Origin of the sequence: Azospirillum sp. BE72 (assembly GCF_031455875.1) — a bacterium.
Classification (GTDB): Bacteria; Pseudomonadota; Alphaproteobacteria; order Azospirillales; family Azospirillaceae; genus Azospirillum.
Map to the genome: position 1 here is coordinate 807867 of NZ_JAVDTO010000001.1, position 24832 is coordinate 832698.

Genomic DNA, 24832 nt, shown 5'->3' on the forward strand with positions numbered 1-24832 from the left:
TTCTGCGAAAGATCGGAGCGGCAAAAACGCAAGGAAGCTTTGCATTTTGCCGCTCGGTCGAGCGATTGTTTCCCTTGACGCGCGGCTTTGCTCAATGGAGTAATCCGCCGCAGGAAACGCACTCTGTCTTCGTTCGTTGTGAATTCAAGGAACCATCTCCATGCGCGTCTATTACGATCGTGATGCCGACGTCAACCTGATCAAGGGCAAGAAGGTCGTCATCGTCGGCTACGGCAGCCAGGGCCACGCCCACGCCCATAACCTGCGTGACAGCGGCGTGAAGGACGTGCGGATCGCGCTCCGCCCGGGTTCGGCCACCATCAAGAAGGCCGAGACCGCCGGCTTCACCGTGATGACCCCGGCCGAAGCCGCCGCCTGGGCCGACGTCGTGATGGTTCTGACCCCGGACGAGCTGCAGGCCGACCTGTACCGTGACGATCTGGCCCCGAACATGAAGCAGGGCGCCGCTCTGGCCTTCGCGCACGGCCTGAACGTCCACTTCAACCTGATCGAGCCGCGCGCCGACCTCGACGTGTTCATGATCGCGCCGAAGGGCCCCGGCCACACCGTGCGCAGCGAATACCAGCGTGGCGGCGGCGTGCCGTCGCTGGTCGCCGTGCACCAGAACGCCTCGGGCAATGCGCTGGACATCGCCCTGTCCTACGCCTCGGCCAATGGCGGCGGCCGCGCCGGCATCATCGAGACCACCTTCAAGGAAGAGTGCGAGACCGACCTGTTCGGTGAGCAGGCCGTGCTCTGCGGCGGCTTGACCGAGCTGATCCGCGCCGGCTACGAGACGCTGGTCGAGGCGGGCTATGCCCCCGAGATGGCCTATTTCGAGTGCCTGCACGAAGTGAAGCTGATCGTCGACCTGATGTACGAGGGCGGCATGGCCAACATGCGCTACTCGATCTCCAACACGGCCGAATACGGTGACTACCGCACCGGCCCGCGCATCATCACGCCCGAGACCAAGGCCGAGATGAAGCGCGTTCTGACCGACATCCAGGAAGGCCGCTTCGTCCGCGACTGGATGCTGGAGTGCAAGGCCGGCCAGCCGTCCTTCAAGGCGATCCGCCGCCGCAATGCCGAGCACGAGATCGAGAAGGTCGGCGAGAAGCTGCGCGCCATGATGCCGTGGATCGCCGAGCGCCGTCTGGTCGACAAGTCGAAGAACTGATCGGGCGCAAGCCAAGTCGGTTTGTTGGAAAGCGCGTCCCTCCGGGGGCGCGCTTTTCATTTGGGAGCCAGGTGCTCCGCTGTGATGTCGAAGACTGTAGAGAAGGCCTGCTTGCCGGCGTCGGTGATCGTCACTGCGCGGCTGTCGGGGATGCGGGCGATCCAGCCGCGTTCCAGCGAACAGGTCAGCAGCGCCGCGCCCAGCCGTCCAGCCAGATGGTGGCGGCGCTCGCTCCAATCCAGGCAGACGCGGCACAGCGGGCGGCCCCCGCCCGCTCCGTCGCCATTCCCGTCGGCAAGGGCGGCACCCAGGCCGGCACCCAAGCCGGCCAGAAAATCACGGCCCGCTTCAGTTACCAGGGCGCCGCCGTCGCCGACGATCACATGACCTCGCGCGTCCAGCGATCCGGCCAGCGCGGTGCCGAGCCGTCCGGCCAGATGGTCGTAACAGGTGCGGGCGGTTCGCAGCGCCTCGTCCTTCGGGCTTGGCGGCCGGTGGCGGCGCGGACCGGTGGCCGCCAGCGCCATCAGGCTCTCCATCGTATGGGCGATGTCGGCGGAGGCCAGCCGGTAATAGCGGTGCCGCCCCTGCCGTTCCATCACCAGCAGTCCCGCCTCGCTCAACTTTGCGAGATGGCCACTGGTTGTCGGTGCTCCAACGCCGGCATGCCAGGACAATTCCCCGGCGGTCAGCGCCTGTCCGCCCATGAGTGCTGAAAGGATGTTCGTCCGTGCCGGATCGCCGATCAGGGCGGCGATGGTGGCAATGTCATTGGCGGACGCGGCGGGGCAGGGCGGGTTGCTCATGGTCCGAATTGTACGCCGCGTGGCTGCTTCGGGCTGCTGGAGATGCTTCGCCCGCCGCCGAAGCGTTCGAGGGGGCGATCGTTCGCTGGAGCCGGCATGGTGGGCCGCCATTCAGACTGACGGAGCAATGATGACCAATCCTTCCGACCAGGGCAATTCCGCTCCGGACAGATCCTCTTCCCGGCCAGATCTTCGTGTCGAACTCGCATTGCTTCTGTGCCTCGCCACCTTGTGGGGAGCGTCCTACAGTTTCATCCGCATCGGCGTCGAGACCATCCCGCCCCTGACCTTGATTGCCGCCCGGACGCTGATTGCCGGCGCGATCCTGCTGACGGTCATCCGCTGGCGTGGGGTTTCCCTGCCGCGCGATCCAGCGGTGTGGCGCCGATTCCTGATCCAAGCCTGCTTGAACAGCGTCATCCCCTTCACTTTGATCGCCTGGGCCGAACAGACGGTGGAAGCCGGGACCGCAGTCATTCTCAATGCGACCACGCCGATCTTCGCGTTTCTCCTTACCCTTCTGCTCACGCGGCACGAGCCTCTGACCATTTGGAAGGCGTTCGGTGTGCTTGCCGGTCTGGGCGGAACGGTTCTCGTCGTCGGGGTGGGGGCAGTGGATGGCATCGGCCGCGATCTTCTGGCGCAGGGGGCGATCGTCCTCGCCACGCTCTGCTATGCCGGAGCCGCCATCTTCGGCCGAGTCTTCAAGGGGCTGGACCCGATCATGCCGGCTGCCGGATCGCTGCTGAGCGGAGCGGTGCTTCTGCTGCCGGTCAGTCTGGCGGTCGACCGGCCTTGGACCCTCGCGCCATCATGGGACTCGCTGCTGGCACTCGCTGGCCTGTCGATCTTCTCGACCGCGCTGGCTTTCGTCCTTTATTTTCGTCTGGTCCAGACCATCGGGTCGGTTCCGACCACCGCGCAGGCCTATCTGAGGGTGCCGATCGGTGTCGGGATCGGCGCGCTTCTGCTGGGCGAGACACTGGAACCGGACATTCTTGCCGGCTGTGCGGCCGTCGTGCTGGGGGTCGCGGCCATGACCGTTCCCGCGGGCCGGCGCGGCTGACCGCTGCGGGGAGGTATCAGCCCCGCGGATCCTTGAAACTGGTCGGCGGCGTTTCGGCCACCGCGGCGCGGCCGGGGTCGCGCTTCTGGGTTTCCAGCAGGATGTCGCGGGCAATCGGCGCCGCCGCGGTGGAGCCGCCGCCGCCATGCTCGACGAAGACGGCGCAGGCATAGCGCGGCGCCTGGACGGGTGCGAAAGCGACGAACAGCGCGTGGTCGCGTTCGCGCCAGGGCAGGTCCTCGTTCTTCTTCACGCCGGTGGTGCGCTCCGCCATGGTGATGCGGCGGACCTGGGCGGAGCCGGTCTTGCCGGCCATTTCGTACCCGACTTCGGTGATGCGCGACTTGAAGGCGGTGCCGTTGGGCGCGTTGGTCACCTCGTTCATGCCACGCAGGACGATGTCGAGATTCTCCTTCTTCACGCCGATGCTGGGCCAGGCGGTCTGTTCGCCGCTCACGGTCTTGATCTGCTTGGTCAAATGCGGCTTGACCGCATAGCCGCCGTTGGCCAGCCGGCAGGTCATCACCGCCAGTTGCAGCGGCGTCGTCAGCACATAGCCCTGGCCGATGGAGGCGACCAGCGTCTCGCCCATGTCCCAGCCCTTGCCCAGGGTCGCCTTCTTCCAGGCGATGGACGGCATCAGCCCGGCGCGCTCATGCGGCAGGTCGATACCGGTGCGGGCGCCCAGGCCGAAGCGGTTCGACATCTCGGAAATGCGGTCGATGCCGATGCGGCGCGACACGTCGTAGAAGAACACGTCGCAGGAATGGCGCAGCGCCCCGACGAAATCGACCGTGCCGTGGCCGCCGCGTTTCCAGCAGTGGAAGCGATGGTCGCCCAGTTCCATGTGGCCGGGACAAAAGACGGTGTGCCGGCTGCTGACGATTCCCGACTCGAGAGCCGCCAGCGCCGCCATCATCTTGAAGGTGGAGCCCGGCGGATACTGGCCGACCACCGCCTTGTTGTTCAGCGGCGTCGCCTGGTTGGACAGCAGCTCCTCCCACAGCTCGGCGCTGATGCCCATGGTGAACTGGTTGGGGTCGTAGCTGGGGTGGGAACACAGCGCATAGATGCCGCCGGTGTGAACGTCCATCACCACCGCCGACGCGCTGACCTCCTGCGACAGGCGTTCCTGCACGAAGCGCTGCAGCGCCATGTCGATGGTCAGCTGAATCTCGCGACCCGACTGCCCCTCGTCGCGCGACAGCTCGCGGATGACGCGGCCGACCGCGTTGACCTCCAACTGGCTGGTGCCGGCGGTGCCGCGCAGAACCTTCTCGTGATACTTCTCGATGCCGGCCTTGCCGATGCGGAAGCCAGGGAGCGACAGCACCGGATCGCTGTTGCCGCTCAGCTCCGCTTCCGACACCGCGCCGACATAGCCCAGGATATGGGCGGTCGCCTCCGCCTGCGGATAGTGGCGCAGCTCGCCCACCTCGATCGCCACGCCGGGCAGATCGGGGGTGTTGGTCTCCAGCGTCGCCACCTGTTCCCAGGTCAGGTTCTCACGCACGGTGACGGGGACGAAGCGGCGCTTGCGGTGCAGTTCGCGCATCACACGGCGGCGGTCGCCGTCGGTCAGCGGCACGATGCGGGAGATCTTGTCGAGCGTCTCCTGGATGTTGTGGGTGCGCTCCGACACCACGACGACCCGGTAGTTCTGTTCGTTTACCGCCAGCGGCACGCCGAACCGGTCGACGATGTTGCCGCGCGACGGTGCGATCAGCCGCAGGCTGATGCGGTTCTCCTCCGCCAGCATGGTGTAGCGCGCGGATTCGACCACCTGCAGGTAATAGAGCCGACCGACCAGCGCGGACAGGCCGGCCAGCTTGATGCCGCCCAGCACCAGGGCGCGGCGCGCCAGCAGGCGGGAACGGTCGGTATCGCGATCGATCGAACTCATGAAACCGCCGGGACCCTTTACCCGTTCAAGAACGCGCGGTGGACGCGGATCAGCAGCCAGCCCACCGCAGGAAACACCGCCACCGTCAGCAAGCCCTGAAACAGCGCCGGCAGGATTGAAAGCGCCGCCGCATCCAGTGCCGTGAAGGCCAGCCATTGCAGCACCACGGCACCGGCCATCACCAGGGTGAAGCCGAACCACAGCAACGCGAAAGTGCTGGCCAGGAACACCCGGCGCTGGTTCAGTACCGCCCACTGCGCCACGATCAGCAGCAGGGCATTGACGCCCAGCGGCCCGCCGATCAGGAAATCCTGCAGCAGCCCGATCAGAAAGGCCACCCCCGGACGCATCAGGTCAGGCCTGTGGATCGTCCAATAGTAGACGGAAACCAGCGTCAGGTTCGGCGCCACCGGGGCGTAGCCCGGCACCGGCACCGGAATCATGCCGACCAGAACCATCATGACGGTAACGGCGAAGGGCGCCAGATTGCGCCCGGCCTTATCGACCCGTTGCCAGAAAGTTGCCGTCATACCGGCGGCCTTCCCGCCGGGGCGCAGTCGGACCGGCTCACTTCCACTCCGGCGACGGGTCCAGGTCGGTGCCGGGCAACCCGAAATCCACCAGGCGCAAATGTTCGACCCGCGACAGGTCGGCGCTGGGCAGCACGCGCACGCCGCGCTCGCTGACCGCGGTCACCACGCCGACCGGCAGGCCGGACGGGAACAGGCCGCCGTCGCCCGAGGTCACCACCTGCTCGCCCACCTGGATCGGCGACTCCGGCGGCAGATAAAGAAGCTTGGCCTGGTCGGAATTGTCCCCGGCCAGGATGGCGCGCTGGCGCGTGTTGGCCAGGACCACCGGGACACGGGCGTTGATGTCGGTCAGCAGCAGGATGCGGGACGACCATTCGCCGACTTCGATCACCCGGCCGACCAGACCGGCGCCGGCCAGCGCAGCCTGTCCCTTGCGCACCCCGTCGCGCTTGCCGGCGGTCACCACCAGCGTGCGGACGAAGGAGCTGCCGGGGGTCGCGATGACGCGGGCGGCGATATAATTGACGGAGGGCTCCGGACGGACGCGCAGCAGGCTGCGCAGGCTGCTGTTCTCGGCCTCCAGCCGCAATGCCGCCTGTTTCCACTGCAGAAGCCGGGCGTTCTCGGCCTTCAGGCGCTGGTTCTCGTCGAAGGCGTTCTCAAGCTCGACCACCGACTCGACCACGCGCGCCGCGGTCGCGGCGGGGCGGGAGATGGCGTCGAGGATCGGGGCGAAGGCGTCGGTCACGCGGGCGCGGGCGCTGTCCACCGACACGGACTCGATCTTGCCGACCATCATCAAGGCGATGGAGGCCAGGACAAGCAGGAGGAAGGAGAAACGCTGCGCGAGGGCCCGCAGGGGCGCGGCAAGGCGGATGACGGAGCCGGATGAGCGTGACTTCACAGGAAATTCCCGTCCAGATACGCGGTCCGTCTCCGGCCCTCACCGCCCGGGAGTTGGGCGGCGGACCGGAGGCCTTCCAATCAGGGATACACCAATCAGTAAGCGCTGACCAAGACGTTTCGCAGCGTCTTCATCTCCTCCAGCGCGCGGCCGGTGCCGAGCGCCACGCAGGAGAGGGGATCGTCGGCGATCGACACCGGCAGGCCGGTGGCGTGGCGCAGAACGAAGTCCAGGTTGCCCAGCAGGGCGCCGCCGCCTGTCAGCACGATGCCCTTGTCGACGATGTCGGCGGCCAGTTCCGGAGCGGTGTGTTCCAGCGCCACCTTCACCGCCTCGACGATGGCCGAAACGGGTTCGGCCAACGACTCGGCGATCTGCCGTTCGGAGATGATCAGTTCCTTGGGCACGCCGTTCATCAGGTCGCGGCCCTTGATTTCGAGGATGCGGCCCTCGCCGTCCTCGGGCGGGCAGGCGGAGCCGATTTCCTTCTTGATCCGCTCGGCCGAGCCTTCGCCGACCAGCAGATTGTGGCTGCGACGGATGTAGCCGATGATGGCCTCGTCCATCTTGTCGCCGCCGACGCGGACCGACCGCGAATAGACGATGCCGCCCAGCGACAGCACGGCCACCTCGGTGGTGCCGCCGCCGATGTCGACGACCATCGAGCCGGTCGGTTCCGTCACCGGAAGCCCGGCGCCGATCGCGGCGGCCATCGGCTCCTCGATCAGGAAGACGCGGCGGGCGCCTGCGGCCTCCGCCGATTCCTGGATCGCCCGGCGTTCCACCGCGGTCGAGCCCGACGGCACGCAGATGATGACCTGCGGGCTGGCGAAGCTGCGGCGGTTGTGAACCTTGCGGATGAAATGCTTGATCATTTCCTCCGCGACTTCGAAATCGGCGATGACGCCGTCGCGAAGCGGCCGGATGGCCTGGATGTTGCCGGGGGTTCGGCCGAGCATCATCTTCGCCTCGTCACCGACGGCGAGGACCTGCTTCTTGCCGCGCACGTTGGCGATGGCGACGACCGACGGTTCGTTCAGGACGATGCCGCGGCCCTTGACATAGACCAGGGTGTTGGCCGTGCCCAGATCGATCGCCATGTCGGCGGACAGAACGCCCAGCAGTTTGGAGAGCATGGAGCTGACGAACTCTATCAAAGCGGTTGAGACGGCCGAGCCGGCGGCGACTGGCATAGCATGCCCGCCGACGGTTCCATAGTCGAATGCGTCCGCACGCTCAAGCGGAGAGTGCGCCCGGCAGGCCTGACCCGTGTCGCGAAAGCGGGTTCCGGTTGGCCGGTGCCCGCCGCCTCTTGCGGTGTCTGGTGAAGGCAAAACTGGCGGATCAGGGTTAATTTTCCGTCAACGGCCAAACTCTTGAGGTTCGCCCTTGCGGTAAACGCCGTCCCGACCCGCCGATAGCCATTCGGCCGGTGTGGCGGTTCAGTGTCTAGTCCGAACCATGGTGTGCCGCAATGGGCAATTGCCCGCCGGTCCGGCGGGGTGGTCAGTGATGCCCGGCCTCGGGCTTGCCCGTCGGCTTTGCCGCATGGGCGTGGTGTCCCTCCAGCCGGTCCATGCAGGCCAGCAGAACGCCCGACACCACGAAGGTCATGTGGATGATCACCAGCCACATCAGCTCCTCCTGCGAGGTCTGGGACAAATTCATGAAGGCCTTCAGCAGATGAATGCCGGAAATGGCGACGATGGAGGCGATCAGCTTCAACTTCAGCCCACCGAAATCGACCTTGCCCATCCAATCCGGACGATCTTCGTGATTGGCCACGTCGATCTTCGAGACGAAGTTCTCGTAGCCGGCGAAGATCACCATCAGCAGAAGATTGCCGGCGAAGGACAGGTCGATCAGCGTCAGCACGGCCAGCAGCACGTCCTTCTCGCTCATGTCCAGCACATGCGGAACGATGTGCAGGATTTCCTGGGTGAACTTCACCAGCAGCAGCACCAGCGAGACCACGAGTCCGAGATAGAAGGGCGCGAGCAGCCAGCGGCTGGCGAAGATGATCTGTTCGAAGCGGCGTTCGATCATGGCGGGTTCGGCACGTCGTTGATTAGGGAAGATGCGGAGACGACGGATGTGTCGCAATGCTGCGCCGCAAAATCAACCGCGCATTTCAATCGTCGCGCGGAGAGGGCGGAACCTCCATTCGTCATAGGCATTGTCATCGTACCGTAACGTCGAGACGCTATGGTCGCGGCTTTGGATGAGACCGCCGGGAAGGGTTTGCCGACCATGAAGACCTCCGCTCCGCACATCGTGTCCGCGTTCGAGGACGCGCTGAAGCGGATGAAATCCGCCATCGTGCAGATGGCCGGCGCTGCGGAGACGCAGATCGATCAGGCACTGACCTGCCTGGCCCAGCGCAACCCCGACCTGGCGCGGGAAATCGTCGAGTCGGACGCGCGACTCGACTCTTTCGAGCATGACATCGAAGCGCACTGCATGCGCCTGCTGGCACTGCGCCAGCCGGTGGCCGACGACCTGCGCGAGGTCGTGGCGGCGCTGAAGATCGCCGGCAACCTGGAGCGCATCGGCGACCATGCCGCCAACACCGCCAAGCGCGCGGTCGCCATCTTCAGCCTTGCAGAATCGGCCTCGCTGTCGGGCCTGCCGCAGCTCGGGCGACTGGTGCGCGAGCGGCTCAGCGCCGTGGTCGACGCCTATGTCGACAGCGACAGCGAGGCGGCACTGCGCATCTGGCGCACCGACGATGAGGTGGACGCGCTCTACACCAGCCTCGTTGCGGAAGTGGAACGGTCCGCCCTGGCGGCACCGGACCAATTCATGGCGCATATGCACCTGATGATGATCGCCAAGAACCTGGAGCGCATCGGCGACCACGCCACCAACATCGCCGAGGTCGTGCATTTCGTCAGCACCGGCCAGACCCTGCTGGACGAGCGTCCGAAGGCCGACCATTCCTATGATCCGGTAAGCTGAGGCCTGAGACAAGGGGGGCGTCACCGCAAGGCATAAGGCGATCGTTCGGCCTGGGACCGGGCCGATGGGGGATAGCATTTCCGTTGCGGAGCGATCACGTTAACGGGATGCCGTTCCAACCCGCAGACGAGACAAACCCTCCCTGATGACCGACGACCTGATCCGCCTCTATGACGCCATCCTCGACCGCCAGCAAATGGACCCGGCGCAGTCCAAGACCGCCCGCCTGATCGCCGCCGGTCCGAAGAAGATCGCCAAGAAGGTGGGCGAGGAAGCGGTCGAGGTGGCGCTGGATGCCATGAACGAGGATCGCCAGGGGGTCATCAACGAAAGTGCCGACCTGCTGTACAACCTGTCGGTGCTCTGGGCGACGCTGAACATCCACCCGGACGACGTGTTCGCCGAAATCCGCCGGCGCGAAGCGCTTTACGGCATCGCCGAGAAACTGCCGAAGGTGGTCGCCGAGCGTTGAGCGGGGCTGTCGGGGGACATTGACGCCGACGCTCCCAACCTTCAAACCACTCCCAAACCTTCCAGCAACGGCAGCCGCCGCTGCACGAAAGCGGCATGCCGGCGCGCCAGTTCCGCCCGGCTGGCCTCATCCCCCTCGCAACGCTCGCCGTCGCGGCCAAGCGTGAGTCCGTCGGCGGACAGATGGCGCCAGGCGAAGGCGGCGGGGTCCTCACCCAGCCGGGCGGCCAGCAGGAACAGCGCCTCGATCCGCGATACCGGCACCCCGGCGCCCAGCAGCGGGGAGGCGAGCTGCCCCGGCGTGTCGCCAAAGCGGTGGCGCTCCAGAACCACGACGTTGAAGCGCTCGCTCGAGGCCTTGCGTTCGGCAATACCGTCTTCGGGCATGACCGGCGCGGCCAGCGACAGGCTGGTCAGCAGGACCAGCGCGCGCAACACGGCATCTTCCCCTTGCGTCGCCAGAGCCGGCCGGGCGAGCAGCGCGTCGAGACTCTGCGGCCCCTCGGCCAGCGCCTCGCCCAGCGGCTGGTAGAGCGCCTGCGGGAAGGGCAGGCGGCCAACGGGGGTGGAGGCGACTTCCGGCAAATCGTCGGCGGCCACCAGCAGCACGAACCGGGTCTCACCCAACAGCGTGCGCCGCTCGGCCGGTCCCAGCCGCTCGCCGCCCTTCACGAACAGGTCGCGGCGGAAGCTGCGGTTGGTCATCACGTCGCGCAGGGTCTCGGCTTGGGCCGGGTCGCGGGCCTCCGCCGCCAGCGCCTGTTGGGCGGGGGACAGGCTGAGGTCGTGCAACTGCTCCATCGGCACCGCGGCGCCGGCGAACTCCAGCTTGGCGGCGGCCATCTCGCGCGCCACGTCGGCGTGGTAGAAGGCCGTCCAGTCGCCGTTGAGATACTCGTGGGCGATGTAGTTCGGTGACTTGTGGCGCAGCTGTTCGATCCGCTCCACCACGCCGTCGGTGGCGCCGAACCAGCCGCCGCCCCGGGCGGCCATCCGCGAAGCGAACTCGACCGCTCGCGCGATGCGGTCGGGCAGGGGACCATCGCCGTCGGCGCAGCGCTCCACCAGCAGGCGGCGCAGCGGCATATGGGCCAGCGTGCCGGGCAGGGCGTTGTAGCTGACGAACACGACCCCGCCGGGCACCAGCCGGCGGCGCAGCGTGTCGAGCAGGATCGCCCGGTTCTCGGCACTCACCCAGGACCAGACGCCGTGCAGGGCAACCACGTCCAGCATCGGCCCCTCGCGCCGCGCATGGTCGGCGAAGCTCTCCTCCAGGAAGGTGGCGTTGGCGAGCCCGGCATCGTCGGCCAGCCGCCGGACGCCGGCGATGTGCGAAGGGTTGAAGTCCATCGCCTCGAACCGCGCCGCCGGGTGGGCACCGGCCAGCAGCGCACTGGTCAGCCCGTGGCCGCATCCCGGTTCCGCCATGGTGAAGCAGCCGCGGCGCAGCGCCTCGGGCGGGCGCCAACCGCGCAGCGTCAGGGCGAAGCCGAGCAGGGCGGGCGACCAGTCGCGGTAGACGGCGCGGATATAGTCGATGCCGCCGACATAGCCTTCCGTCCAGCCGCCCATTCCCGATCTCCCGTTTCGATGCCCATTGTCGACAGCGCCGGTGTAGCTGCCGGGGGTGGAACTCGGCCACCGAAAAGCGCGCGCCAAAAAATTCACATGGGGTGCGATTTTGCTATCGACAGGCCAAAAGCCCTTCGCTATAAACCGCGCCACACCGGCCGGGACAACGGCTTGGCCGGCGCGATGAACAGTCGGCTCGTTTCGGCGAAGTTCATCGCATCAAGAGATGGGCGCATAGCTCAGTTGGTAGAGCAGCTGACTCTTAATCAGCGGGTCCAAGGTTCGAGTCCTTGTGCGCCCACCATCTCTTGAACATGTCCTACGGATGGGCGCATAGCTCAGTTGGTAGAGCAGCTGACTCTTAATCAGCGGGTCCAAGGTTCGAGTCCTTGTGCGCCCACCATCCTTAAGGGGCTGGAACCGAGCAGGTTCCGGCCCCTTTCCAGTTTTGGGGTTCTGTTGGAGGGCGAGGCGCCTCGCGTAATGTCCCCTCACTGACCCTCCCTCGCCAGGGCGGGAGAGGGGACCGCCGCCGCTTTCGCGGTTACTTACGCCGACAAGCGTTCAACCCTCTCCACCGCCGAAGGCGGGGTGGCATGGGGAAGAGGCAATCCGGCCTAAACCCTCACCCCTCCGCCTGTGCCAGGAAATCCGCGGTCACCCGGTCCATCGTCGCCAGATGGGTGTGGAACCAGTCGGGGAAATGCTCGGTCACGTACAGGCGCGCACGGTCCTCCTTGCCCTCCGCCAACTCGGCTTCCATGGTCGCGACCACGTTCAGGACGCGGGCGTGCTCGTCCTTGTGGCAATGCAGGGCGAAGAAGCCGTGCTGCGTCATCAATGCGTTCTCGCGGGCGAAATGCTCGCGCAGGTGCTTGGCGAAGGCGGCGAAAGGCACCTGCAATTCGCCGGCCGGGGCATCGCAGGCGGCCTGCAGCAGGGCGACGGAATCGATGTGATCACGGTCCATGACCGCAAATCCAAGGGTCGGGACCTCGGCGGCTGGGGCGGCGGGCGTGGCGGTTGCAAGCATGGGGGGGCTTCCTGAAACGAAGATGGCCTTCGGAGACGACGCTCCGAAGGCCACCATACCCGCACAGCCGTCATGGTCTCTTGACGGCGGTCAAGACAGCCGGAGCGTCAGCCCTTCGCCTCGCCGGCCTCCAACTCGTCGATGAAGCCGCGGATGACGCCGAGGCCCTTCTGCCAGAAGGCCGGGTCGGAGGCATCCAGCCCGAAGGGAGCCAGCAGCTCCTTGTGGCGCAGCGTGCCGCCGGCCGACAGCATCGCCAGATACTTTTCGGCAAAGCCCTTCTCCGCATCCTGATAGACCGCGTAGAGCGAGTTCACCAGGCAGTCGCCGAAGGCATAGGCGTAGACGTAGAAGGGCGAGTGGATGAAGTGGGGAATGTAGGACCAGTAGTGCCGGTATCCCTCGTCGAAGCGCAGCGCCGGGCCGAGGCTCTCGGTCTGCACCGCCATCCAGATCTCGCCGATGCGGTCCGACGTCAGCTCGCCCTCGCGCCGCTCGGTATGGACACGGCGTTCGAAATCGAAGAAGGCGATCTGGCGGACCACCGTGTTCAGCATGTCCTCGACCTTGCCGGCCAGCATGATGCGGCGGCGCTTCGGGTCGGTCTCCGCCGCCAACAGGGCGCGGAAGGTCAGCATCTCGCCGAACACCGACGCGGTTTCCGCCAGCGTCAGCGGGGTGTCGGACAGGAAATGCCCCTGCTTGCCGGCCAGGATCTGGTGGACGCCATGGCCCAGCTCATGGGCCAGCGTCATCACGTCGCGCGTCTTGCCCTGGTAGTTGACCAGCAGATAGGGGTGGACGCTGGGCACGGTCGGGTGGGCGAAGGCGCCCGGCGCCTTGCCGGGGCGGACCGGCGCGTCGATCCAGGGGTTGTCGAAGAAGCGCTTGCCCAGGCTGGCGAGATCGGGGGAGAAGCGGCCATAGGCGCCGAGCACGATGTCACGCGCCTCCTCCCACGGAATGCTGCGGTCGGCATCCTCCGGCAGGGGGGCGTTGCGGTCCCAATAGTCCAGATGGTCCTGGCCGAACCACTTGGCCTTCATCGCGTAATAGCGGTGGGACAGGTCCGGATAGGCGCCCTTGACGGCGGAGACCAGCGCGTCGACCACCTCGTCCTCGACCCGGTTGGACAGGTTGCGGGCGGAGGTCGGCGTCGGATAGTTGCGCCAGTCGTCCTCGATCTCCTTGTCCTTGGCCAGCGTGTTGGTGATCAGCGCGAACAGCCGCGCATTCTCGCCCAGAACTTTGCCCACCACCTCGCCGGCCTCGCGGCGGACGACGGGGTTGCGGTCGGACAGGCGGTTCAGCGCCTCCGCGCAGGTCAGGTCCCTGACGCTGTTTGGGCCGCCCATGGGGAAGCGCAGGCTGGCGATGGTTTCGTCGAACAGGCGGTTCCAGGCGGCGCGGCCGACGACATGCTTTTCGTGCAGCAGCCGCTCGATCTCGTCGGACAACTGGTGGTCGCGGTAGAGGCGGACGTCGCGCAGCCACGGCTCGTAATGGCGCAGCGCCGGGGACGCCTTCTGCTTGGCCGCCAGATCGGCCTCGTCCAGCCGGTTGATCTCCAGCGTGAAGAAGATCAGGTGGGCAGAGATGTCGTTCACCCGCTCCTGCGCCGACTGGTAGAACTTGGCGATGGTCGGGTCGACCATGTTGCCGTTGTAGACCAGCCCGGCATAGGACATGACGCGCGACAGAGTCTCGTCGATGCTCTCATAGCTGCGGATCGCCGCTGCCAGTTCATCGCCCTTCAGCGCGGCCAGCTTGCCGGCATAGCGTTCGCGGAAGGCCTTGCATTCCCGCTCCATCCGGTCGAGGTCGGCCTTCAGCTCCGGCGACTCCATGCCGGGATAGAGATCGCTCAGGTCCCAGGTGGGAAGCGCACCCAGTTCGGCGGTGTCGTTTGCGGCCGTGGCGGCGCTGCTGGTCATCGAATCCCTCCAGAGATTGGTTGGATCCATATAAGCGCGCACGCGCTGCGGGCAAAGTCCTCATGCGTCCGGTGGGCTTGCGCCGCGCTCCACTCCGTCGGCGGGATGCAGCGCTCGTCGGCCCGCGCGCAGGACGGCACGCGACAGCTCGGCCAGCGCTGTTCCGGCGATGCGGCTCTGCTGCCAATGGAGCGGCACGTCCAGCGGATGGCCGGGCACCAGTTCCACAAGCCGGCCGGCAGCGAGATGGTCGGCGACCAGCGGGTCCGGGTTCATCCCCCATCCCAGCCCGGCCAGCGCCCCGTCGACGAAGGCGTGGGTGGAGGGCAGCCAATGGGTGGGTGGAGTCGGCGTTTGCGAATGGCGGTCGCCCAGCACCGTCCGCAGCCATTGCGCCTGCAGCCGGTCCTTGCGGTTAAAGGTCAGGCAGGGCGCGCGGAACAGGGCGTCGGCTATCACGCCGTCCGGAAAATGGCGGCGCATGTAGTCGGGGCTTGCGGTCGCGCGATAGCGCAGCGCGCCCAGCGGATGGCTGTTGCAGCCGGGAACCGGTGCCGCGCTGGCGGTGACGGCGGCCAACACCTCGCCCTTGCGCAGCCATTCGGCGCTGTGGTCCTGGTCGTCCAGAACCAGATCGAACAGGCAGTCGGGCATCTCGGCCATCGCTGGGACGAACCAGGTGGCAAGGCTGTCGGCGTTCACCGCGATGCGCAGGGTGGTCGGCCCCTCCGCCGGGATCAGGCCGGGCAGGGCGCCGCGCAGTTCGCTTTCCAGCAGAGCCACCCGCTCCACATGCTGGCACAGGCGCTGGCCGGCGGCCGTCCCGGTGCAGGGTTGGCCGCGCACCACCAGGACGCTGCCCAGCCGTTCCTCCAGCAGCTTGACCCGCTGCGACACCGCCGACGGCGTGACGTGCAGCTGCTGGGCGGCGCGTTCGAAGCTGCCGGTACGGATCACGGCGGCCAGTGCCGCCAGCAGCGGATAGTCCAACATCAATTAGCTCTGCTTAATCAGATCAAGGAGTATTAAGTAGGGCAAAGGGCGGCCGCGATGGTAGCGGATTGGCATCCACCGGCTCCGGAACCGCGCCATGAACGACCCCTTCACCGCCTCCCTGTTTTCCTCCGCCCTGCTCACCGCCTTTCTGCCGGGCCTGTTCCTCGGCTTCAGCCTGATCGTCGCCATCGGGGCGCAAAACGCCTTCGTGCTGCGCCAGGGCCTGCGCAACGAGCATGTGCTGGCGATCTGCGCCACCTGCGCCCTGTCGGACGCGGTGCTGATCCTGATCGGCGTCAGCGGGTTCGCCACGGCCGGCGCGCGCTGGCCCTGGCTGGAGCCGCTGATGCGCTATGCCGGCGCGGCGTTCCTGCTGGTCTATGGCCTGCGCAGCGCCCGATCCGCCCTGCGCAACGGGGCCGCCGGGCTGACCCCGGCGGACCGGGAGCCCGCCGGACTGCTGCCGGCGCTGCTGACCTGTCTGGCACTGACCTGGCTGAACCCGCATGTCTATCTGGACACGGTGGTGCTGGTCGGCTCCGTTTCCGCCCGCTTCGCCGAGGCGCGGGAGGCCTTCGCGCTGGGAGCGATGACCGCCTCCTTCCTGTTCTTCTTCGGGCTCGGCTATGGCGCCCGCCTGCTGCGCCCGCTTTTCGCCCGGCCGGCGTCCTGGCGGGTGATGGACGGCGTCATCGCCGTGGTGATGTGGGCCATCGCCGCCGGATTGCTGATCGGTTAGGGGCGGGCGAACAGGGCGTCGTCCTCGCAGAACAGCAGGGACCGGTGCAGCGCCGTTCCGGCTATCGTGCCGGCGCCGACCGCCAGCGCCACCGATCCCGCCGCCCGTGCCGCGTCGCCGCAGGCGAAGACACCGGGGACACTGGTTTCCTGCATCGCATCGACCCGGATGTGGGTGCCGAGCGGCCCGTCCTCGGTCGCGCATCCCAGCTGTGCGGCGAGCGGACTCGCGATGCGGCTTTTCGGCAGCACGAACAGGCCGGCGAAGGGCAGAGCCCGCCCGTCGGCGAGCGCGACCTCCGCCGGATCGCCGCCGATTCCAATGATGATGCTGGTCTCGACGGCAACCCCGCGCCGCGCCAGATGGGCCGACTGGTCGGCGTCGGGCTCGAACGTCCCGTTCAGAAGGAGCGTCGTCGGCCCCCAATCCGGCAGCATCAGCGCATGGTGCATCGACTGCCCGGACACGGCGATGACGCCGATCCGCCCCTGCATCAGCTCGTAGCCGTGGCAGTAGGGGCAATGGAAGATGGAGCGGCCCCAACGGTCCAGCAGGCCGGGAATCCCCGGCAACTCGTCGACCACACCGACGGCGAGCAGCAGCCGCCGCCCCCGGTGGCCGACGCCATCCGAATCGGTGATCCGAAATCCTTCGGCCGTCCGTGCGGCATCCTCGGCTCTGCCGGTCTTCCAGGTGACGGTCGGGTAGCGCATCAACTGGTCGCGGGCCTCGGCGGCGATGTCTCCCGGCGGACGGCCGTCCTGACCGAGGAAGCCATGGGAATGGGAGGCGAAGCGGTTGCGCCGCACCCCCTCGTCGATCACCAGCACCCGGCGCCGGGCGCGGGCCAACTGCAGCGCGGCGGCGATGCCGGCATAGCTGCCGCCGATGACGATGGCGTCGTAGGTCGTCGTGTTGTTTCCGTCCATGACCGTGCCTTTCCTCGGATTGGCCGGGCGCGACGTCCGCGCCCAGTCATGACACACGATAAGTTACATGAAAGGCGGCGGTCAATGTGACATGTAACTTATAAAGTGGCCTGACTTGGCCGGCCGCCCGGCGCGCCACCGCAAGGAACCGATCACCGATGCGACAGGACAGCCGCCTTTCCCGCATGCTGCATGTGCTGATCCACATGGATCGGCATGACGGCGCCCTGACGTCCGAGGCGATCGCCGATATGCTGAACACGAATCCGGTGGTCATCCGCCGGACCATGGCGGGTCTGCGCGACGCCGGCCATGTCCGGTCGGAAAAGGGGCATGGCGGCGGCTGGCGGCTGGCACGGCCGCTTGGCGCGATCACGCTGCTCGACATCCACCGCGCGTTGGGCGAGCCGGGGATCTTCGCCATCGGCCCGACGGCGGACGAGCCGAGCTGTCTGGTGGAGCAGGCCGTCAATGCCGCCCTGGACGGGGCGTTGCGCGAGGCGGAGGCGGTGCTCCTCCGCCACCTCGATCAAGTGACGCTTGCCGACCTTGCCGCCGATTTCGACCGACGCATGACGGCGCTGGGGAAGCGGTGAGCGCAGATCCTACGCCCTTTCAGGCGTTTCCGTCTCCTGTGCCCGCCGGATCGCCGCCTCGACGCATTGCAGGTGCAGCTTCTTGCGGGCGAGCTGGCGGGCGCGGCGTTCCTCCAGGTCGGTGGTTGCCATCGCTTCGATGCTGCAGCCGCGCCAGCCGTTGGCGTCCAGCGCGCGGGCGACCTCCGCATAGCCGAAATAGCCCTTCTCCGGCTGCTCCCACGGCGGGCGGAAATCGGCGCGGCGCAGGACGAAGCGGTTTGACTGGCTGCCGCCGCCGAGATTGGTGAGACGAGCCACGATCAGGCGCTCGCCATTCCCATGGACGACGGTCAGGATCGGGCGAATCCCGGTGATGGGTGGATCGGTGGCCATGATCCATGCATAACGGTCCGGGGGCGTCCTGACCAGAGCATCGCTGATCCTGGCGCCACCCGTTCGACCTGACGCGCCATCCGGTGCCTGAACGGAGTCTCGCCGATGCGTCCCGTCCCCACTCTGCCGTCCATGCTTCTCCCGCTCGTGCTGCTGAGCGGTCCGGCTGCGGCGCAGCTGGCGCCCCCCTCCACGCAGCCGGCCTTCGCTCCGGCTGCGGCAGCGCTGGCGTGCGAGGCCTATTCCGCCGCCCCGATGATCGAGGCGCATCTGTTCTTCGGCCGCAACATCGGTGCGGACGTGGGCGTCAGCGACCGCGACTGGGCCGATTTCCTGGACGGGGAGGTCACGCCGCGCTTCCCCAACGGCCTGACCGTAATCGACGCTTCCGGCCATTGGCGTGACAGCGAGACCGGCCGGCTGATCCGGGAGCCGAGCAAGGTGCTCACCCTGCTGGCCGAAGGCGGACCGGCGACGCTGTCGCTCATCCGCGAAATCGTCGAATCGTACAAGGAGCGATTCCACCAGCAGTCGGTTGGACTCGCCATACGGCCGGTTTGCGTTTCCTTTTGAATTCCAAGTTTCGGAACGGCGTTTCACGAACGGGGAATGCGACAGCTCGCCGCACCCCCGACCTTCTGACATTTGCCAGCACTTATGCTTTTGTCGCAGATTGTGGAGGCGGCGGAACTGATCGTTTCGCGGCCGAGAGGAAATGCGCACCGAATAGTACCAAAATAGAACGAGGGACGCCCTGCCATGAGCCCGACCGCCAGCACCACGACTGCAGAGCCTTTCGACCAGATGCATGCCCGCTCCCTGTCGGACCCCGCCGGGTTCTGGGGCGAGGCGGCGAAGGACATTTCCTGGTTCAAGCCGTGGGACAAGGTGCTGGACGACAGCAACGCGCCCTTCTACCGCTGGTTCACCGGCGGGGAGCTGAACACCTGCTACAACGCGGTCGATCGCCATGTGGAGGGCGGTCGCGGCGCGCAGGCGGCGATCATCTATGACAGCCCGGTCACCCAGACCGTCCAGACCATCACCTATGCCGAGCTGCAGGATCAGGTCGCCCGCTTCGCCGGCGCGCTGCGCGCCCAGGGCGTGGAGAAGGGCGACCGCGTCCTCCTCTACATGCCGATGATCCCGCAGTCGGTCGTCGCCATGCTGGCCTGCGCCCGTCTGGGCGCCGTGCATTCGGTGGTGTTCGGCGGTTTCGCCCCGCACGAGCTGGCGACCCGCATCGACGACGCCAAGCCTAAGGCCATCGTTTCGGCCTCCTGCGGCATCGAGCCGAACCGCATCGTCAAGTACAAGCCGATGCTGGACTCAGCCATAGAACAGTCGGCCCACAAGCCGGCAAGCGTCATCGTCTGGCAGCGCCCGCAGGAGACCGCGGCTCTGGTGGCCGGCCGGGATGTCGATTGGGCCGAAGCGGTGGCGAAGGCGGAGCCGGCGGAGTGCGTGCCCGTCAAGGCGACCGACCCGCTCTATATCCTCTACACCTCCGGCACGACCGGGCAGCCCAAGGGCGTGGTGCGCGACAACGGCGGCCATGCGGTGGCGCTGCGTTGGACCATGACCAACATCTACAACGTCAAGCCCGGCGAGGTGTATTGGGCGGCATCGGATGTGGGCTGGGTCGTCGGTCATTCCTACATCGTCTATGCCCCGCTGCTGACCGGCTGCACCACCGTGGTGTTCGAAGGCAAGCCGGTCGGCACCCCCGATCCGGGCACCTTCTGGCGCGTGATCGAGCAGCACAAGGTCGGCACGCTGTTCACCGCGCCCACCGCTTTCCGCGCCATCAAGCGCGAGGATCCGGACGCCAACTACCTGAAGAAGTACGACCTGTCGCACTTCCGTGCCCTGTTCCTGGCCGGCGAGCGGTCGGATCCCGACACGCTGCATTGGGCCGAGGACAATCTGAACGTTCCGGTCATCGACCACTGGTGGCAGACCGAGACCGGCTGGGCGATCTCCGGCAATCCGCTGGGCGTCCACCTGTTCCCGATCAAGTACGGCTCTGCTACCCGTCCGATGCCGGGCTGGGACGTGCGGGTGCTGAATGCCGAGCTGAAGGAGGTTCCGCGCGGCGACATCGGCGCCATCTGCGTCAAGCTGCCGCTGCCTCCGGGCACGCTGCCGACGCTGTGGAACGCCGACGAGCGCTTCAAGAAATCCTACCTCGCCGACTACCCGGGCTATTACCAGACCGGCGACGCCGGCTTCATCGACGATGATGGCTATGTCTATGTCATGGCCCGCACCGACGACATCATCAACGTCGCCGGCCACCGCCTGTCCACCGGCGCCATGGAAGAGGTGCTGTCGAGCCACAAGGACGTCGCCGAATGCGCGGTGATCGGCGTGGCCGACGACCTGAAGGGCCAGGTGCCGCTGGGCTTCGTCTGCCTGAAGGCCGGTGTCACCCGTCCGCATGAGGAGATCGTCAAGGAGGTCGTCCAGTTGGTGCGCGAGCAGATCGGCCCGGTCGCCGACTTCAAGCGCGCCCTGGTGGTCGACCGTCTGCCGAAGACCCGCTCCGGCAAGATCCTGCGCGGCACCATGCAGAAGATCGCCGACAGCCAGGACTACAAGATGCCGGCGACCATCGACGATCCGGGCATCCTGCCGGAAATCGCCGATGCGTTGAAGACGCTGGGCTATGCCAAGACCAGCAGCACGCCGGCCTGATGGGGCGGACAGCGAAAAGGGCGGCTCTCGGGCCGCCCTTTCTCATTCCAGGGATTCAGCCGGATACGACCGACAGGTTCTCCGGCTCCTCGCTGCCGAGGTCCAGCAGCGGCAGAAAGCTCGCCGGCTCCTGCGCGCCGGACAGCGCGTAGCGGCGGTTGAAGATGTAGCAGGGCACCGCCTGCAGTCCCATCTGGCGGGCCAGCGCGTCGGCGGCATGCACGGAAGCCGATTCGGCGTCGGTGGACAGTTGGCGCCGCGTCTCGACGAAATCCAGGCCCAACCCGGCGGCGACGCTCGCCAGTGCGTCCCGGTCGCCGATGTCCACGCCTTCGACGAAATAAGCGGCGAACAGCGCATCGGCCATCGCGTTGCCCAGCCCATGGCGCCCGGCGATTCGGACCAGCCGATGCGCATCGAAGCTGTTGGGCGTGCGCTGGATGCGGTCGAGCGCCAGCGGCAGCCCGTCGCGTGCCGCCGTGTCCTCGACCACCCGGTGAATCTGCCGGGCGCGCTCCCCGCCACCGAACTTCGCGGCCAGATAATCATCGCGCGACATTCCCCCGCGCGGCATGTCCGGGTTCAGCTGGAACGGCTGCCAGCGGAGTTCCGGGCGCAAGCCCGGCCGTTGCATCAGCGCCCGGTCGAGCCGGCGCTTGCCGATATAGCACCAGGGGCAGATCAGGTCGGCGAAGGTTTCGATCAGCATCCCGCCACTATCCGCGCCTCTCCGGCGCGCGGCAACCGCTTCTTCCATTCCTTCCGGAAAGTGCAAAGGGCCTTGCAACCGTTTGTTAACCGAGTTGGCCCGACAGTCCTCCATGGTTCTCGCAGTCCCAAAGCGGCTGGCGGACATATCCCGGTGGACGATTCCCGATGAGCAATTCCTACGTCGACGGCAAGGTCCGCGAAGCGATCCTGGCGGCCAAGGGCAGCCGGATGAACGCGCAAAAGCTCCTGATGGCCTGGGCCGTCGAGGATCCCGACCTGCTGCGCGGGATCGCCCAGCCCTTCCTGAAGGCCATCGCCGCCGCCGCCATCGAGCGTGCCGGCCGTCCGCCCAGCCGGAGCGCGGCCGCACGTCCGGCTGCCGGTGGTGGCGCAGGGGGAGGGAGGCCGTCCGCTTCGGGTCTCAGCCGTGATGCGCTTGAAAACCTGCTGAACCAGTTGGGCCGCGATTCGGGAGACCCGGTTCCCCAGCGCGGCGCCCCCGCCGGCAAGGCTGCGGCGGCTGCAAAGGGGGCCACCGTTCACGAGGCCCCGGCCGGCGGACCGACGCACGAGAAGGCGATGATGGCGATCGCCAAGGCCTTCGTCGCCAAGAAGGTGCGCTGAGGGGCCTAGGTTCCGTTGTTCGCCGTGTAGGGCGTGGAGTCGTCGAACCAGCTCTTCCTGCGCGGGACCGTCCGGATGTCCGGCGGCGGGCTGGCGAGCGCCGTGTTGCCGTTGCGGTAGGGATCGGGAATGTGGTGGCACTCGACATCGGCCAGCGTGCGGTAGCAATAGACCCGCGAGCGGTCGACCTCCACCTTGTCGGGACAATAATCGCCCGTCTTCTCGAAACTGATGATCGAACAGTCGCGGCCGGTCGCTGCCGACACCAGATGATCGCCGATGGTCTTCTTGGTGGCGTTCAGCGTCACCACATCCGCACCGGCCGCCGCCAGCCCGAGCGGGGAGGTGCAACCGGCCAACGCCATAACCGGCCCTGCCACTGCAATGGCCAGCCAGCTCCGCATCGACGCCGTCCGTCCCATGCCCATCGTCATCTGGTCCCTGTTGCCATGCGCACACCGCTCCTGGTCCGCCGCATTCCACAATTGCGCGCGACCGCGGTTAACAAGCGGTGAATTCACTCATGCGGCTCGTCCTTGCCGCTCTCAGCTCAGCGCGCCAGCGCACAGATGCGCGACCGGCACTGCACGACGACGAAGGCGTCCTTGTCCTCGCTGCAGCCGATCTTGAAGGTGGTCGATCCCTCGCGCCCGACGGTATAGCGCAGCACCTCGACCTTGGCCGGGGTGCAGTTGCCCATGGACTTGGCGATCTCCTTGGCCTCCGCCTGCGCGGCGGAGACATTGGAAGCGGCCGGGGCCGGCCCCGCCGCCAGGACGAGGCCGGCGGTCAGCAGAAGGGCGCCGAGGCTGCGGCAGGATGAAGCATGGAACGGCATGGCGGCACTATCGCATGGGCTGTCCCCGAATCGGAAGAGGTGCCTCCGAAATGTCGCAGCGGTGCGATTCCCGCCGCCCCGGTCCGGCGAAACTGTTATCCTGGGTCTTCAATCGAACCGCGGCGGCAGAAGGCCGCCTGCAGAAACCACGGGCTGGGGAAACGCATGACTTCGAACGACCGGCGGCTCGGCGACCGCATCCTCGCCGCACTGGAACTGGCGCTGGAGCAGAAGCATCTGGACGTCGCCGAACATCTTGCCCGGGCCCTGGAAGAAACGCTGACCCGTTTCGGCGGTCCCGATGCCGTCGACCACCGGGAACTGTCGGCCGGCATGATCCAGGCCTTCGATCGCCTGGAAGCGTTGCGCCGGGAAGCTCATCAACTGCCTTGAGCAGGGCAGGGCGACGGGCGGAACCCGAGCGGGCGCCTCGGCATTAATTTTTTGCAATTTGGTGATTGACAGGCGGCCTCCCGGGCGACTACAAACCGCCCACCGAACGACGGGGGGCCTCAACGGTCCCGGTGAAAACAGCAGTCAGTTCAAAGCGTTGGCTTTGCGATTGGATGGTGTTCAAACCAAGTCGCTCAGCGCGGGTGTAGCTCAGTTGGTTAGAGCGCCGGCCTGTCACGCCGGAGGCCGCGGGTTCAAGTCCCGTCACTCGCGCCACTTTCCTTTTGAAAAATCGTTGTCAATCGCCAGTATGGCTCAAGGACTCGCAGTTTGCGGGTCCTTTTTCGCATGCGAATAGTCTTCCCTTTGCCCGTTTTTAAAAACGTGGTATTACCAGGATCTACCGCAGGGACCGGCTTGTCCTTCCGCGTAGTGAAAAGCGATTCAAAGCGCTTTCCTTGCCCACGGTCTCGGCATATATTCCGGCCCGTCTGATGGGCTAATCCAAGGCATGGCTGCCACGGCTTTGCGCTTCCGCCGATTTCCGGCTGGAACGGCGCCCGTGGTCGTGGGCTTATGGGAGGAACGCGGTGTCGACTCCGCTGATCATTGAGTATCTTCCGATCCTGGTGTTTCTGCTGATCGGCATCGCGCTGGCCGCGGTGATGGTTGGGGCATCCTACGTCATCAGCCCGAAGAACCCGGACGCCGAGAAGGTCTCCCCCTACGAATGCGGCTTTGAGCCGTTCGAGGACGCGCGCACCAAGTTCGACGTGCGGTTCTACCTGGTCTCGATCCTGTTCATCATCTTCGACCTGGAAGTCGCCTTCCTGTTCCCGTGGGCGATCGCCCTCGGCGACATCGGGCTGTTCGGCTTCTGGTCGATGATGGTGTTCCTGGGCATCCTGACCATCGGCTTCATTTATGAGTGGAAGAAAGGAGCTCTGGAATGGGAGTAGAGGTCGCCAAGCCGCTGGCGCCGATTCCGCCCGGACCGGAACAGGACGCCTACATCCGCGCGGTCTCCGACGAGATCCAGGACAAGGGCTTCGTGCTGGCGAAGTACGAGGACCTGCTGGCCTGGGCCCGGACCGGATCGCTGTGGCCGATGACCTTCGGTCTGGCCTGCTGCGCGGTGGAGATGATCCACGCCTATATGAGCCGGTATGACCTGGACCGTTTCGGCGTGATCCCGCGTCCCAGCCCGCGCCAGTCCGACTGCATGATCGTCGCCGGCACCCTGACCAACAAGATGGCCCCCGCGCTCCGCAAGGTCTACGACCAGATGCCGGAGCCGCGCTGGGTGATCTCCATGGGGTCCTGCGCCAACGGCGGCGGTTACTATCACTATTCCTACGCCGTGGTTCGTGGCTGCGACCGGATCGTTCCGGTCGACATCTATGTGCCCGGCTGCCCGCCGACGGCGGAGGCGCTGATCTATGGCATCCTCCAGCTCCAGAAGAAGATCAAGCGCGGCAACCGCATCGCCCGCTGACCACGGCGTACCGTTCCCGCCCGCAGCCATGCCGCTGCCGGGCGGGACGAACGACAAGCGCGCTGAAGACAAGTAGGAA

General features: G+C 66.7%; 27 protein-coding genes and 3 tRNA genes. 15 read left to right on the forward strand and 15 right to left on the reverse strand.

Annotated elements, in window-relative coordinates; genetic code table 11:
* The first annotated feature begins 160 nt into the window (after window positions 1-160).
* Window positions 161-1180, forward strand: coding sequence for a ketol-acid reductoisomerase (ilvC, locus tag J2Y49_RS03965; RefSeq protein WP_014248441.1), 1020 nt, complete (start codon window positions 161-163; stop codon window positions 1178-1180).
* Window positions 1181-1236: 56 nt separating this feature from the next.
* On the opposite strand, the gene J2Y49_RS03970 is transcribed toward ilvC, so the two are convergent.
* Window positions 1237-1986, reverse strand: coding sequence for a helix-turn-helix transcriptional regulator (locus J2Y49_RS03970; protein ID WP_310112577.1), 750 nt, complete (start codon window positions 1984-1986; stop codon window positions 1237-1239).
* A gap of 130 nt (window positions 1987-2116) precedes the next feature.
* Here J2Y49_RS03970 and J2Y49_RS03975 point away from each other — a divergent pair, with 130 nt between their 5' ends.
* Complete coding sequence (locus tag J2Y49_RS03975) at window positions 2117-3052, forward strand: EamA family transporter (RefSeq protein ID WP_310112579.1); 936 nt, start codon at window positions 2117-2119, stop codon at window positions 3050-3052.
* 16 nt (window positions 3053-3068) lie between these two features.
* On the opposite strand, the gene mrdA is transcribed toward J2Y49_RS03975, so the two are convergent.
* From mrdA to J2Y49_RS04000, 5 genes are all read right to left on the reverse strand, one after another.
* Window positions 3069-4955, reverse strand: coding sequence for a penicillin-binding protein 2 (mrdA, locus tag J2Y49_RS03980; RefSeq protein WP_310112580.1), 1887 nt, complete (start codon window positions 4953-4955; stop codon window positions 3069-3071).
* Between the two features lie 17 nt (window positions 4956-4972).
* Window positions 4973-5485, reverse strand: coding sequence for a rod shape-determining protein MreD (gene mreD / locus J2Y49_RS03985; RefSeq protein WP_194912667.1), 513 nt, complete (start codon window positions 5483-5485; stop codon window positions 4973-4975).
* Window positions 5486-5522: 37 nt separating this feature from the next.
* Entirely contained in the window at window positions 5523-6392 is an 870-nt protein-coding gene (gene mreC, locus J2Y49_RS03990; RefSeq protein WP_310112583.1) for a rod shape-determining protein MreC, read from the reverse strand.
* 95 nt (window positions 6393-6487) lie between these two features.
* Window positions 6488-7528, reverse strand: a complete 1041-nt coding sequence (locus J2Y49_RS03995; protein WP_012974729.1) for a rod shape-determining protein — start codon at window positions 7526-7528, stop codon at window positions 6488-6490.
* 370 nt (window positions 7529-7898) lie between these two features.
* Window positions 7899-8438, reverse strand: a complete 540-nt coding sequence (locus J2Y49_RS04000) for a TIGR00645 family protein (protein WP_310112589.1) — start codon at window positions 8436-8438, stop codon at window positions 7899-7901.
* 204 nt (window positions 8439-8642) lie between these two features.
* Here J2Y49_RS04000 and phoU point away from each other — a divergent pair, with 204 nt between their 5' ends.
* The gene (gene phoU / locus J2Y49_RS04005) at window positions 8643-9350 is read left to right on the forward strand and encodes a phosphate signaling complex protein PhoU (protein WP_149222123.1); all 708 of its coding nucleotides are present in this window, start codon (window positions 8643-8645) and stop codon (window positions 9348-9350) included.
* Between the two features lie 145 nt (window positions 9351-9495).
* Window positions 9496-9822 carry a phosphoribosyl-ATP diphosphatase gene (hisE, locus tag J2Y49_RS04010; RefSeq protein ID WP_014248435.1) on the forward strand — a complete coding sequence of 109 codons (327 nt, stop codon included), beginning with the start codon at window positions 9496-9498 and terminating at the stop codon, window positions 9820-9822.
* A 41-nt stretch (window positions 9823-9863) separates the two neighbouring features.
* Here the strand turns inward: hisE and J2Y49_RS04015 are convergent, their stop codons facing one another.
* Window positions 9864-11393 (reverse strand): class I SAM-dependent methyltransferase, encoded by a 1530-nt coding sequence (locus J2Y49_RS04015; protein ID WP_310112591.1) that lies wholly within the window; start codon window positions 11391-11393, stop codon window positions 9864-9866.
* Window positions 11394-11621: 228 nt separating this feature from the next.
* Here J2Y49_RS04015 and J2Y49_RS04020 point away from each other — a divergent pair.
* Window positions 11622-11697 (forward strand) — tRNA-Lys (locus J2Y49_RS04020).
* Between the two features lie 23 nt (window positions 11698-11720).
* Window positions 11721-11796, forward strand: a tRNA-Lys gene (locus J2Y49_RS04025).
* A gap of 222 nt (window positions 11797-12018) precedes the next feature.
* On the opposite strand, the gene J2Y49_RS04030 is transcribed toward J2Y49_RS04025, so the two are convergent.
* From J2Y49_RS04030 to J2Y49_RS04040, 3 genes are all read right to left on the reverse strand, one after another.
* Window positions 12019-12363: a hemerythrin family protein gene (locus tag J2Y49_RS04030; RefSeq protein ID WP_310112593.1), complete on the reverse strand. Its 345-nt coding sequence runs from the start codon at window positions 12361-12363 to the stop codon at window positions 12019-12021.
* A 170-nt stretch (window positions 12364-12533) separates the two neighbouring features.
* Window positions 12534-14360 carry a M3 family oligoendopeptidase gene (locus tag J2Y49_RS04035; RefSeq protein ID WP_310112595.1) on the reverse strand — a complete coding sequence of 609 codons (1827 nt, stop codon included), beginning with the start codon at window positions 14358-14360 and terminating at the stop codon, window positions 12534-12536.
* Window positions 14361-14420: 60 nt separating this feature from the next.
* Complete coding sequence (locus J2Y49_RS04040) at window positions 14421-15353, reverse strand: LysR family transcriptional regulator ArgP (RefSeq protein ID WP_310112597.1); 933 nt, start codon at window positions 15351-15353, stop codon at window positions 14421-14423.
* A gap of 97 nt (window positions 15354-15450) precedes the next feature.
* Here J2Y49_RS04040 and J2Y49_RS04045 point away from each other — a divergent pair, with 97 nt between their 5' ends.
* Window positions 15451-16095 (forward strand): LysE/ArgO family amino acid transporter, encoded by a 645-nt coding sequence (locus tag J2Y49_RS04045; protein ID WP_310112599.1) that lies wholly within the window; start codon window positions 15451-15453, stop codon window positions 16093-16095.
* Here the strand turns inward: J2Y49_RS04045 and J2Y49_RS04050 are convergent.
* Window positions 16092-17024: an NAD(P)/FAD-dependent oxidoreductase gene (locus tag J2Y49_RS04050; protein ID WP_310112601.1), complete on the reverse strand. Its 933-nt coding sequence runs from the start codon at window positions 17022-17024 to the stop codon at window positions 16092-16094. The two genes, J2Y49_RS04045 and J2Y49_RS04050, sit on opposite strands and share 4 nt — an antisense overlap.
* Before the next feature lie 158 nt (window positions 17025-17182).
* Between J2Y49_RS04050 and J2Y49_RS04055 the strand changes: the two genes are divergently transcribed.
* Window positions 17183-17620 carry an Rrf2 family transcriptional regulator gene (locus J2Y49_RS04055; RefSeq protein WP_310112602.1) on the forward strand — a complete coding sequence of 146 codons (438 nt, stop codon included), beginning with the start codon at window positions 17183-17185 and terminating at the stop codon, window positions 17618-17620.
* Between the two features lie 9 nt (window positions 17621-17629).
* Here the strand turns inward: J2Y49_RS04055 and J2Y49_RS04060 are convergent, their stop codons facing one another.
* The gene (locus tag J2Y49_RS04060) at window positions 17630-17995 is read right to left on the reverse strand and encodes a hypothetical protein (protein ID WP_310112603.1); all 366 of its coding nucleotides are present in this window, start codon (window positions 17993-17995) and stop codon (window positions 17630-17632) included.
* A 105-nt stretch (window positions 17996-18100) separates the two neighbouring features.
* On the opposite strand from J2Y49_RS04060, the gene J2Y49_RS04065 reads away from it, so the two are divergent.
* Together J2Y49_RS04065 and J2Y49_RS04070 are read left to right on the forward strand one after the other, a co-directional pair.
* On the forward strand, window positions 18101-18568 hold the full coding sequence (locus J2Y49_RS04065; RefSeq protein WP_310112605.1) for a DUF3574 domain-containing protein: 468 nt from the start codon (window positions 18101-18103) through the stop codon (window positions 18566-18568).
* A gap of 186 nt (window positions 18569-18754) precedes the next feature.
* Complete coding sequence (locus tag J2Y49_RS04070) at window positions 18755-20692, forward strand: propionyl-CoA synthetase (RefSeq protein ID WP_310112606.1); 1938 nt, start codon at window positions 18755-18757, stop codon at window positions 20690-20692.
* A 55-nt stretch (window positions 20693-20747) separates the two neighbouring features.
* Here J2Y49_RS04070 and J2Y49_RS04075 read toward each other — a convergent pair whose 3' ends face one another.
* A complete protein-coding gene (locus J2Y49_RS04075) occupies window positions 20748-21401 on the reverse strand; it encodes a DsbA family oxidoreductase (RefSeq protein ID WP_310112608.1) in 654 nt (217 codons plus the stop codon).
* A 167-nt stretch (window positions 21402-21568) separates the two neighbouring features.
* Here J2Y49_RS04075 and J2Y49_RS04080 point away from each other — a divergent pair, with 167 nt between their 5' ends.
* The gene (locus tag J2Y49_RS04080; RefSeq protein WP_310112610.1) at window positions 21569-22027 is read left to right on the forward strand and encodes a hypothetical protein; all 459 of its coding nucleotides are present in this window, start codon (window positions 21569-21571) and stop codon (window positions 22025-22027) included.
* A gap of 5 nt (window positions 22028-22032) precedes the next feature.
* On the opposite strand, the gene J2Y49_RS04085 is transcribed toward J2Y49_RS04080, so the two are convergent.
* Window positions 22033-22461 (reverse strand): hypothetical protein, encoded by a 429-nt coding sequence (locus J2Y49_RS04085; RefSeq protein WP_310112612.1) that lies wholly within the window; start codon window positions 22459-22461, stop codon window positions 22033-22035.
* A gap of 116 nt (window positions 22462-22577) precedes the next feature.
* A complete protein-coding gene (locus tag J2Y49_RS04090; protein ID WP_310112613.1) occupies window positions 22578-22865 on the reverse strand; it encodes a hypothetical protein in 288 nt (95 codons plus the stop codon).
* 165 nt (window positions 22866-23030) lie between these two features.
* Here J2Y49_RS04090 and J2Y49_RS04095 point away from each other — a divergent pair, with 165 nt between their 5' ends.
* From J2Y49_RS04095 to J2Y49_RS04110, 4 genes are all read left to right on the forward strand, one after another.
* A complete protein-coding gene (locus J2Y49_RS04095; RefSeq protein WP_149222112.1) occupies window positions 23031-23258 on the forward strand; it encodes a hypothetical protein in 228 nt (75 codons plus the stop codon).
* 199 nt (window positions 23259-23457) lie between these two features.
* Window positions 23458-23534, forward strand: a tRNA-Asp gene (locus J2Y49_RS04100).
* Window positions 23535-23848: 314 nt separating this feature from the next.
* Entirely contained in the window at window positions 23849-24217 is a 369-nt protein-coding gene (locus tag J2Y49_RS04105; protein WP_310112616.1) for an NADH-quinone oxidoreductase subunit A, read from the forward strand.
* The gene (locus J2Y49_RS04110) at window positions 24208-24753 is read left to right on the forward strand and encodes an NADH-quinone oxidoreductase subunit B family protein (RefSeq protein WP_174470176.1); all 546 of its coding nucleotides are present in this window, start codon (window positions 24208-24210) and stop codon (window positions 24751-24753) included. The genes J2Y49_RS04105 and J2Y49_RS04110 overlap by 10 nt, the downstream gene beginning before the upstream one ends.
* Window positions 24754-24832: the final 79 nt, after the last annotated feature.